Source organism: Streptomyces sp. NPDC101152 (genome assembly GCF_044768275.1).
Taxonomy (GTDB): Bacteria; Actinomycetota; Actinomycetes; order Streptomycetales; family Streptomycetaceae; genus Streptomyces.
This window is the reverse complement of record NZ_JBIWPO010000044.1, coordinates 43975-52864: the sequence shown is the minus strand read 5'-3', so window position 1 is coordinate 52864 and position 8890 is coordinate 43975. Positions and strand designations below refer to the sequence as shown.

At 72.8% G+C, this 8890-nt stretch carries 9 protein-coding genes and 1 pseudogene; 4 read left to right on the top strand and 6 right to left on the bottom strand.

The genetic code is table 11. The features are described 5' to 3' along the window. The first annotated feature begins 183 nt into the window (after nucleotides 1–183). Nucleotides 184–999 carry an MIP/aquaporin family protein gene (locus ACIRVK_RS35835; RefSeq protein ID WP_404254652.1) on the top strand — a complete coding sequence of 272 codons (816 nt, stop codon included), beginning with the start codon at nucleotides 184–186 and terminating at the stop codon, nucleotides 997–999. Nucleotides 1000–1006: 7 nt separating this feature from the next. On the opposite strand, the gene ACIRVK_RS35830 is transcribed toward ACIRVK_RS35835, so the two are convergent. Beyond that, nucleotides 1007–2005 carry a LacI family DNA-binding transcriptional regulator gene (locus ACIRVK_RS35830; RefSeq protein ID WP_404254650.1) on the bottom strand — a complete coding sequence of 333 codons (999 nt, stop codon included), beginning with the start codon at nucleotides 2003–2005 and terminating at the stop codon, nucleotides 1007–1009. 109 nt (nucleotides 2006–2114) lie between these two features. On the opposite strand from ACIRVK_RS35830, the gene ACIRVK_RS35825 reads away from it, so the two are divergent. Both ACIRVK_RS35825 and ACIRVK_RS35820 read left to right on the top strand, forming a co-directional pair. Further along, nucleotides 2115–3269, top strand: a complete 1155-nt coding sequence (locus ACIRVK_RS35825; protein WP_404254648.1) for a Gfo/Idh/MocA family protein — start codon at nucleotides 2115–2117, stop codon at nucleotides 3267–3269. A 175-nt stretch (nucleotides 3270–3444) separates the two neighbouring features. After that, nucleotides 3445–3738, top strand: a pseudogene (locus ACIRVK_RS35820) (Gfo/Idh/MocA family protein); the annotation flags it as partial. On the opposite strand, the gene ACIRVK_RS35815 reads toward ACIRVK_RS35820, so the two are convergent. Continuing rightward, entirely contained in the window at nucleotides 3699–3857 is a 159-nt protein-coding gene (locus ACIRVK_RS35815) for a hypothetical protein (protein WP_404254646.1), read from the bottom strand. The pseudogene ACIRVK_RS35820 and the gene ACIRVK_RS35815 sit on opposite strands and share 40 nt — an antisense overlap. 277 nt (nucleotides 3858–4134) lie before the next feature. Next, a complete protein-coding gene (locus tag ACIRVK_RS35810) occupies nucleotides 4135–4809 on the bottom strand; it encodes a lytic transglycosylase domain-containing protein (protein WP_404254644.1) in 675 nt (224 codons plus the stop codon). Between the two features lie 170 nt (nucleotides 4810–4979). Between ACIRVK_RS35810 and ACIRVK_RS35805 the strand changes: the two genes are divergently transcribed. Beyond that, entirely contained in the window at nucleotides 4980–5843 is an 864-nt protein-coding gene (locus tag ACIRVK_RS35805; RefSeq protein ID WP_404254642.1) for an inositol monophosphatase family protein, read from the top strand. Here ACIRVK_RS35805 and ACIRVK_RS35800 read toward each other — a convergent pair. From ACIRVK_RS35800 to ACIRVK_RS35790, 3 genes are all read right to left on the bottom strand, one after another. Continuing rightward, nucleotides 5786–7012, bottom strand: a complete 1227-nt coding sequence (locus ACIRVK_RS35800; protein WP_404254640.1) for an Ig-like domain-containing protein — start codon at nucleotides 7010–7012, stop codon at nucleotides 5786–5788. The two genes, ACIRVK_RS35805 and ACIRVK_RS35800, sit on opposite strands and share 58 nt — an antisense overlap. Before the next feature lie 113 nt (nucleotides 7013–7125). Next, nucleotides 7126–7854, bottom strand: coding sequence for a TIGR03943 family putative permease subunit (locus ACIRVK_RS35795; protein ID WP_404254638.1), 729 nt, complete (start codon nucleotides 7852–7854; stop codon nucleotides 7126–7128). Then, nucleotides 7851–8873 (bottom strand): permease, encoded by a 1023-nt coding sequence (locus tag ACIRVK_RS35790; protein WP_404254637.1) that lies wholly within the window; start codon nucleotides 8871–8873, stop codon nucleotides 7851–7853. Before ACIRVK_RS35790 ends, ACIRVK_RS35795 begins: the two co-directional genes overlap by 4 nt. Between the last annotated feature and the right edge of the window lie 17 nt (nucleotides 8874–8890).

The window sequence follows — 8890 nt, the reverse complement described above, 5'->3', positions numbered from 1 at the left end:
CCCGCCTAGGGCCCCCGGGACCGGTGTGCCGCCGTCCAAACCGCGCCCCGCCCCGGGCCCTTCGCGAAGGACCGGGGCCGGAGCGCGTTTCGGGCACGCTCAGCCCGTTGACGGCGGGCCCGAGGACGTCCAGCATCAACGGTCGAAAACGCCCAACCTCTGACAGGTGGAAGGCGGTGCCCCATGGCAAACGGGACCTCGAGAAAGGGACTCGTCGGCGAACTGGCGGCGGAGTTCCTGGGCACCATGGTTCTCATCCTCTTCGGTGTCGGCGTGGTCGCCCAGGTGGTGGCCGGCGGGCTCGGAGATCACGACAGCATCACGTGGGCGTGGGGCTTCGGCGTCACCTTCGGCGTGTACATCGCCGCCCGGCTCAGCGGCGCCCATCTCAACCCCGCGGTGACCGTCGCCCTGGCCTGCTTCAAGGGCTTCCCCTGGGCGAAGGTGCTGCCCTACTCCGTCGCGCAGACGGTGGGCGCGTTCGTCGCCGCGCTGCTGGTGCGCTGGAACTACACGGAGGTGCTGGCCAAGTTCGACCCCGGCCACACGATCAAGTCCCAGTTCGTGTTCTCCACCCTGCCCGGCAACGGCGCCCTCCCGGTCAGTGAACTCGGCGCGCTGCGCGACCAGGTCATCGGCACGGCGATCCTGGTCCTGCTGATCTTCGCCGTCACCGACCTGCTCAACACCCCGCCCGGCGCCAACCTCGCCCCGCTGGTCATCGGCTTCCTCGTCGTGGCCATCGGCATGGCCTGGGGAACCGACGCCGGGTACGCCATCAACCCGGCCCGTGACTTCGGCCCCCGGCTGGCCAGCTTCCTCACCGGGTACGGCACGGCGTGGCGGGACCAGTACGGCCACCTCTACTTCTGGGTGCCCATCGTCGGACCGCTCGTCGGCGGTGTGGTCGGCGCCGCCCTGTACCGGTACGTGATCACCCCGTTCCTCCCCGCGGCGGAGCAGGAACCGGGCCGCATCCCCACCCCCGACGGCGGGTGACCCGCGCTCATCCCACGGCGGCCGTACTCCCCCGCACCTCCAGGAACGGCACCGTCAGTTCGACCTCCGCCGGGCGTTCCGGGTCCTCGATGCGGTCCAGCAGGCGCTGGGCGGCGCGGCGGCCGACGTCGTGGCTGGCGCTGTCGACGGTGGTCAGCCACAGGTGCCGCAGCCGGGAGAGGTACGTGTTGTCGTAGCCGACGAGGGACAGGTCCCGGGGTACCCGCAGTCCGCTCTCCTCGGCGGCGGACAGCGCGCCGACGCACGACATGTCGTTGACCGCGAACACGGCGGTGGGCCGCCGGGGCCGGCTCAGCAGCCGTACGGTGGCCCGGTAGCCGCCCTCCTCGGTGAGGTCGCCCTGTTCCACGACCGCCGAGTCGGCCAGCCCGTGCTCGCGCATGGTGGCCTCGAAGCTGCGGCGGCGCAGCGCGCCGACCGCGCCGTGCCCGGCGATGTGGGCGATGCGGCGGTGGCCGAGGCCGATGAGGTGTTCGGTGGCCAGACGCGCGCCGTGCTCGTCGTCGCCCGCGACGATGTCCACGCCCGGCAGCACCGGTTCGCGGGTGCCGGCGACGACGGTCGGGATCCGCCCGGCGGCGGCGCGCAGCGCCTCGGGGTCCTGCAGGGTGCCGATGGCGATCAGTCCGTCGACGCGCAGTTCGGTGAAGGTGCGGGTGAGGTCCTCGCCGAGGCGCCGGTTGAGGTGGCCGTCGGCCAGGAGCATGTGCAGACCGCTGTCGTACAGGCGGGAGTTGAGACCGTCGAGGAGTTCGACGAACCAGGGGTTGCGCAGGTCGTCGAGGAGGACGCCGACCGTCCGGGTGCGCCGTTCGCTGAGGCTGCGCGCGGCGGCGTTGGGCCGGTAGCCGAGTTCCTCGACGGCGCTGAGGACGGCGGCCCGCTTCTCGGGGCGTACCCCGTCGGCGCCGCGCAGCACCAGCGAGACCAGGGACTTGGACACGCCGGCCCGGGCGGCGACGTCGCGGATGGTCGGGGTCCTCATGAGTGGACCGTTCCATATACCGATACCCGCTGTAAAGCCCCCTTGACACCTGGCTGAGCAAGCAATCATGGTGGGCGCAGGTTTTGGATCGGTCCAAAGAAGGGCTGTCATGGTGAAGACGTTGGGCGTCGCCGTCGTCGGGTTCGGCTGGATGGGACGGGTGCACACACAGGCGTACGCCCGGCTGCCGCACCACTTCCCGGAGCTGACCCTGCGCCCCGAGCTGGTCGCCGTGGCCGACGAGGTGCCGGGCCGGGCCGAGGAGGCGGCCGGCCGGTACGGCTTCGCGAGCGCGGTGCGCGACTGGCGGGAGCTGGCCGCCGATCCGCGGGTGCAGGCCGTGAGCATCACCGCCCCGAACTTCCTGCACCGGGAGATCGGCGTGGCGCTGGCCGAGGCCGGCAAGCACATCTGGATCGAGAAGCCGGTGGGTCTGACGGCCGAGGACGCCCGGGCGATCGCCGACGCCGTCGGCAAGGCGGGCGTACAGGGCACGGTGGGCTTCAACTACCGCAACGCACCCGCCGTCGAGGCCGCCCGTCGGCTCATCGCCACCGGCGAGATCGGCACGGTCACCCACGTCCGCATCCGCCTGCTCAGCGACTACGCCGCCCACCCCCAAGGCGCCCTGACCTGGCGTTACGAGCGGGAGCGCGGAGGCCACGGCGTGCTCGGCGACCTCGCCTCACACGGGGTGGACCTGGCCCGCTTCCTGCTCGGCGAGATCGAGTCCCTCAGCGCCGACACCGCGATCTTCGTCCCCGAGCGGGCCCGCCCCACCGGCGCCACCGCCGGCCACACCCTCGCGACGGGCGGCGAGCTCGGCCCGGTGGAGAACGAGGACTACGTCAACTGCCTGCTGCGCTTCTCCTCGGGCGCCCGCGGTGTCCTGGAGGCCTGCCGGGTCTCGGTCGGCGAGCAGAACAACTACGGCTTCGAGATCCACGGCACCAAGGGCGCCGTCTTCTGGGACTACCGCCGCATGGGCGAACTCGGCGTCAGCCGCGGCACCTCCTACCAGGACCAGCCGGTCAGCACGGTGTTCGTCGGCCCCGGCGCCGGCGCGTACGCGGCCTTCCAGCCCGGCGCGGCCAACCCCCTGGGCTACGACGACCTCAAGGTCGTCGAGGCGTCCCACTTCCTGCGCTCCGTCGCCGAGGGCACGGCGTACGGGCCGACGCTGGAAGACGCCGTGGCGAGTGCCGGCGCGCTGGACGCCATGGTGCGCTCGGCGGAGCAGCGGACGTGGGTGAGCCCCGCATGAGCGCCGTGCGCGTGATCGGGGCCGGCACCATGGGCGCCGACCACGTCGGGACCCTGCACCGCTTCGTCTCCGGTGCCGAGGTGGCGATGGTCGCCGACCTCGACGCGGAGCGGGCCGCCTCGGCCGCGGCCGCCGTGCCGGGGGCCTGGCGCTGGAGGCGGGCAAGCACGTCCTGGTGGAGAAGCCTCTCGCGCTCAACGCGGCCGAGGCCACCGAGATCGCCGAACTGGCCGCCGAGCGCGGTCTGTTCTGCGCCGAGGCCCTGTGGACCTTCTTCCTGCCCACGTTCGACGTCGTCCGCCAGATCATCGACTCCGGTGTCCTCGGCGACATCCACACCGTCCTCGCGGACCACGGTGAGCACTTCGCCGCCGGTCACCGCATCCCGCGGGCCGACCTGGCCGGCGTCCCGCTGCTCGACCTGGGCACCTACCCGCTCTCCCTCGCCACCTGGATCCTCGGCGTGCCGGCCGGCGTCACGGCCCACGGCCAGGCCTCCGCCGTCCTGCGCGACGCCGACGGCAACCAGGCCGTCATCCACACCACCCTGTTCAGCGACACCCCGACGGCCGCGACCAGCGCGGGCACGCACGCCACCCTGTCCCTGCCCGGCCCCTTCTACCAGCCCGGCGACCTGGTCCTGACGCCCACCGGGCGCCCCGCTCACCTTCACCGAGCCGCGCACGGCCCACGACGCCCTGCACTTCGAGGCCGCGGAGACGGCGTGGCGCATCAGCGCCGGCGACCGGGAGACCCCTCTGCGCCCGCCTGCGGACTCGGTCGTCACGCTGCGGGCGATGGACGAGATCCGCCGCCTGTGCGGGATCGCCTTCCCCCAGAGCGACCCACACGTAGGCGCCGCCGCTCAGGGACCGACGGCGGCCTTCGCCTTCGCCCAGTTGCCGTGCAGCCGGTCGAGGTACGAGCGGGCGTCGCCGCCCAGGCTCGCGCCGCGCGCGAAGGCGAGCATGTTGCCGGGTCCGGCGTCGTATCCGAGGGCGAGCAGTTCGTCCTCGGAGTACGGCGCGGACCAGTGGGCGGGCAGCCGGGTCGCGAGGTCGTGCACGTACCAGGCCTCGGCCTCGACGGCGAGGCCCCGGTCGTCCGGCAAATCCTGCCAGTTCCGGTCGGCGAAGTCCCGGCCCTGGCGTACCTCGTCGAAGGTCGCGCGGTGCATGTTGGCGATGCCGAAGGCGGCGTCCGGCTTGAACTTCTGCCAGGCCCGCTCGAACGCCGGATCATGCGGTTTGTACGCCTCGTTGTAGAGGATCGCCATCAGCAACTGCGCGCTGACGCCGGTCTGCCGGGCCCTGGCGCGGACCTGGCCGGCGTAGGTTGCCGGGTCGTACGAGGCGGGGGACGGGGACGCGGAAGGGGTGGGCGATCCGGCCGACGCGGTCGGTGTCGGGAGGGTCTTGCCCGCGGGGGGCGGGGAGTGGCCCTGCGGTGTGTGGGCGGCGCGGACGACGACGTAGACGGCCACGGCGAAGACCACGACCAGGAACAGCCGCCGGTACCCCCCTGCCCGCGATTCGGACATGTCCTACCCCCTCACCCTTCTCCTCGGCCGGCTCCCTTCTACCGCAGGAGGATTAAGGCCTGTGTGAAGGGACTTTCGCCCTGAGGAAACCGCCTGTTCACCGCGGCCTCCGCACACCACGGGCACCCCGCCTATCGTGGGCGGTGACGTGATCGGGGTGGTGAAGAGCTGTGAGCGGGCATGACCTGGACGCCGCGCTGCGGGTGGCCGTGGAGCTGGCCGAGTGGGCGTCGCAGACCATCCGCGGCGGGAACGCCGCGGCCAACGGGCCCGTGCGGCAGAAGGCGAGCCCCGCGGACATCGTCACGGACACGGACGAGGCGGTGGAGCGGCACGTACGGTCGGTGCTGCGGCGGGAGTTCCCCGCGTGGGGCATCGACGGTGAGGAGTACGGCGCCGAGGAGGGCGTTGTGCACGCCCCGCACTGGGTGGTCGACCCGGTGGACGGCACCACCAACTACGCCCACGGCCTGGGCTGGTGCTCCTTCTCACTGGGCCTGGCGGAACCGGACGGCAGTCCGCTGCTGGGCGTCGTGGCGGACCCGTGGCGCGGCGAGATCTTCACGGCGGTGCGGGGCGGGGGCGCGTATCTGAACGGAACTCCCCTCCGCGCGGCGGACCACCCCACCCTCACGGGCCACGTCTTCCTGACGGAGTGGGCCGCGCACGCCCACTGGCCCGGCCTGGACGCGCTGCTCGCCGCGTTGGCGGCCCGCCACTGCACGGTCAGGGTGATGGGCTCCACCGCCCTGTCCCTGGTCCAGGTGGCGGCGGGCCGGGCGACCGCGGCGGCGATCGGCGAGTTCCACCCGGTGGACGGCCTGCCCGCGCTGCTCGTCGCGACGGAGGCAGGAGCGGTGGCGATGCCCCCGCTGCCCGCCTACGACGAGCCGTTGCTGCTCGCGGCACCGCAGGCGGCGGCCGAGGCGAGGGAGCTGTGGCGGGCCACGGTCGGCCCGGGCGACGGCGGCGACGTCTACGGCAAGGAGCCGCCCGAGCGCCAGGTCGCCCAGTCGACGTTCCAGTCGCCGTAGCCGTTGTTGGCGGCCACCGTGTCCTTGGAGTTGACCACCGTGACCGGGTCACCGGGATGGACGTGGCTGTAGAACCACTCGGCGTCGACGGTGCTCATGCCGATGCAGCCGTGGCTGCTGTTGATCCGGCCGAACTTGCCCTCGTTCCAGGGTGCCGCGTGCACGAAGGTGCCCGAAGGGGTGAGCCGCACGTCCCACTTGACCGAGCCGAGGTTGTACGCCTCGGGCCCGAAGATGCGCACGGTGCGGGAGTTCATGCGGATCGTGGGCGTCTTCTCCAGGACGACCATGGTGCCGTTCCAGGTCTCGAAGCCCTTCTTGCCCGCGGAGATCGGCAGGGTGCGCAGTTTCCTGCCGTTGTCGAGGACCGTCATCGTCCTGGTCGCGGTGTCGACGGTGGTGGTCACGGCGTCACCGACACGGAAGTTCACGACCCGGTTCTGGGTCCCGTACAGGCCGCCGGCCCGTACGCCGTCGAGGTTCATGCGCAGGGTGACGTCGGTGCCCGGCTTCCAGAACTTCGCGGGACGGAAGTCGACCCGGTCCCTGCCGTCGCGGTCGGTCATCCACTTCCAGGCGCCCTGGACGGCGGGAGTCGAGGTGACCCGCAGGTGGCGTTCGACGGCCGCCCGGTCGTGGATCGGCTTGTCGAACACGATGGAGACGGGCATGGCCACGCCGACGGTGGTGCCCTTGTCGGGGTGGTACTCCCCGACGAACGTCTCGGACTTGGGCGCTTCGGCGGTGGTGATGGTGGCGTTCCGCGTGAGCGGTTTCCCGTCGGCCCCGGTGGCCCGGGCGCGCACCGTGTAGGTCACGCCGGGTGCGAGGGGCTCGCTCGACGTCCAGGTGTTCCTGTCCTTGGAGAGGGTGCCCCTGAGGTCGCCGGGCCCGTCCGCGGTGACCTTCACGGTGGTGAGGTGACCGTTCCCGGCCCCTATGGTGACCTTCCGGTTCGTGGGGACGGGCGCGCTGTGCGCCGCGGGCGTGATCGTGATCCGGTCGCTCCGGCCGCCGCTCCCCCGCCCGTCCTGTCCGCCCGAGCCGCCGGAACCGCCGCAGGCCGTCAGGGCCAGCAGCGCGACGGCTGCGGACGCGCCGAGGCGGCGGCCCGTGCGGGCTGGTGGGGCGTCCCCGGCGGTGTCCCGCCGTGCGGGTGCGTGCCTCATGCTTCCGTCAACCGCCTTCCGTGCGTCCGGTCCGTGCGAGTGAGCACCGTGGGCGGACACTCGCTCCCGGGGTGCCGGGTAACCCGCCGGGAGGCCGGGATAACCCCGCCCGGTCAGGAGGGCGTGAGGGGCAGGTCGTCGGTGTAGGCGTTGACGGGCGGGGTGATGCGCCGCATCACGCCGACGTCGAGGGCCGCTTCCGCGGTCCTGGTACCGAGCCTGCCCCTGGGGTGCCAGGTCCCGGTGACCGCCAGCCAGGTGTTGGCGGGCTGCGCGGCGCCCCCGTACATCCGGACCTTGACGGACTGCGAGTCGGCGGCGCAGCAGGTGAAGATGATCCGCGTCAGGAACCAGCCCTCGCCGTGTCCGGCCGGGGTGACGAAGCCGGTCATCTGCACGCTGCGGTGCCGGATGGCGCCCGCGGCGTCCTGTTGCACCCGGCTGGTGAAGTCGGTGAGGGTCATCGGCAGCGGAGAGGTCGCGGGCAGCGGGTCGAATCCCTTCCGCACCGTGATCGCCTTGTTGTTCGTGCGCGTCGCGGTGTACGCGCCGAGGGCCGGCGGGACGTAGAGGAGCAGGCTCAGCGCGGGGAGGAACAGCAGCCAGGCGACACGGGGGGTGCGGGAGTGGTCGTGGCCGTGGGCGTGGTCCGCGTCGCCGCCGTGGGAGCGGTCCCGTACGGCGCCCGCCAGGGCGAGCAGCAGCAGGACGGCACCGCAGGCGATCAGCGGGAGCCGCAGCCCTTCCTTGACGTAGCGCAGGTAGAGGTCGGTGAGGAGGGAGACGTGCAGCAGTCCCGCTCCCAGCACGGCCAGCAGCAGTGTCCTGGCGTGGCGGCTCACAGCAGGGCGCCTGAGATCAGCGCGCTCGCGGCGACCGCGACGACGACGGTCGCGGTGCAGAAGCGCCAGGCGAACGCCCGCCCGAAGGTGCCGGCCTGAAGGGAGATCAGCTTCAGGTCGACCATCGGGCCCACCACCAGGAAGGCGAGCCGGGCGGCGGGCGAGAACCCGGTGAGCGAGGCGGCGACGAACGCGTCGGCCTCCGAGCACACCGCGAGCACGATCGCGAGCCCGGTCAGGAACAGCACCGACAGCCAGGGCGAGCCCGAGAAGGTGTCCAGGACGGCGCGCGGTACGGCGACGTTGAAGGTGGCGGCGGCCATCGCGCCGAACACGAGGAAGCCCCCGGCGTTCAGGAAGTCGTGCTGGAAACCGAGACGGAACTCCCGCCACCGGTTGTGCCCGGCGTGGTGCCCGCCGTGGCGTACGGCCGGCCTCAGCCAGTCCTCCCGGCCCAGCCAGAGCCACAGCCAGCCCATCACGGCGGCGGTGGCGAGCGAGGCGAGCAGCCGGGCCGCCACCATCGCCGGGTTGCCGGGGAAGGCGACGGCGGTGGCGGTCAGCACGACGGGGTTGACGGCGGGCGCGGAGAGCAGGAACGCGAAGGCGGCGGCCGGGGTGACGCCCCGGCGGATCAGGCTGTTCGCGACGGGTACGGAGGCGCACTCGCAGCCCGGCAGGACGGCGCCCGCCACGCCGGCCACCGGAACGGCGAGTGCGGGGCGCCGGGGCAGCACCCGGGTGAACAGGTCCGCCGGTACGAAGGCGTTGATCGCGCCGGACAGGACCGTGCCCAGGACGAGGAAGGGGAGCGCCTGGACGGTGATGGCCAGACACACGGTCCGCCAGGCGGAGAAGGCCGGCCGGCTCAGCCACCCCGTCCCGGCCAGGGCCGCCACCGCGGCGACCAGCGCGACCGCCGTCGCCGCCGCGAGCACGACCGGCTGCGGGGGCAGTCGGCGCGCCGGCGGTGCGGCCGTCGCGACCACGCCGTCAACCAGTTCATCCGTTTTCAACATGTTCGCTCCGGATGTCG

Excerpts from the sequence above, each read along its gene's own strand:
- ACIRVK_RS35825 (WP_404254648.1), top strand. The coding sequence starts at position 2,115 with ATGGTGAAGACGTTGGGCGTCGCCGTCGTCGGGTTCGGCTGGATGGGA.
- ACIRVK_RS35810 (WP_404254644.1), bottom strand. The coding sequence starts at position 4,809 with ATGTCCGAATCGCGGGCAGGGGGGTACCGGCGGCTGTTCCTGGTCGTG.
- ACIRVK_RS35835 (WP_404254652.1), top strand. The coding sequence starts at position 184 with ATGGCAAACGGGACCTCGAGAAAGGGACTCGTCGGCGAACTGGCGGCG.
- ACIRVK_RS35790 (WP_404254637.1), bottom strand. The coding sequence starts at position 8,873 with ATGTTGAAAACGGATGAACTGGTTGACGGCGTGGTCGCGACGGCCGCA.
- ACIRVK_RS35830 (WP_404254650.1), bottom strand. The coding sequence starts at position 2,005 with ATGAGGACCCCGACCATCCGCGACGTCGCCGCCCGGGCCGGCGTGTCC.
- ACIRVK_RS35800 (WP_404254640.1), bottom strand. The coding sequence starts at position 7,012 with ATGAGGCACGCACCCGCACGGCGGGACACCGCCGGGGACGCCCCACCA.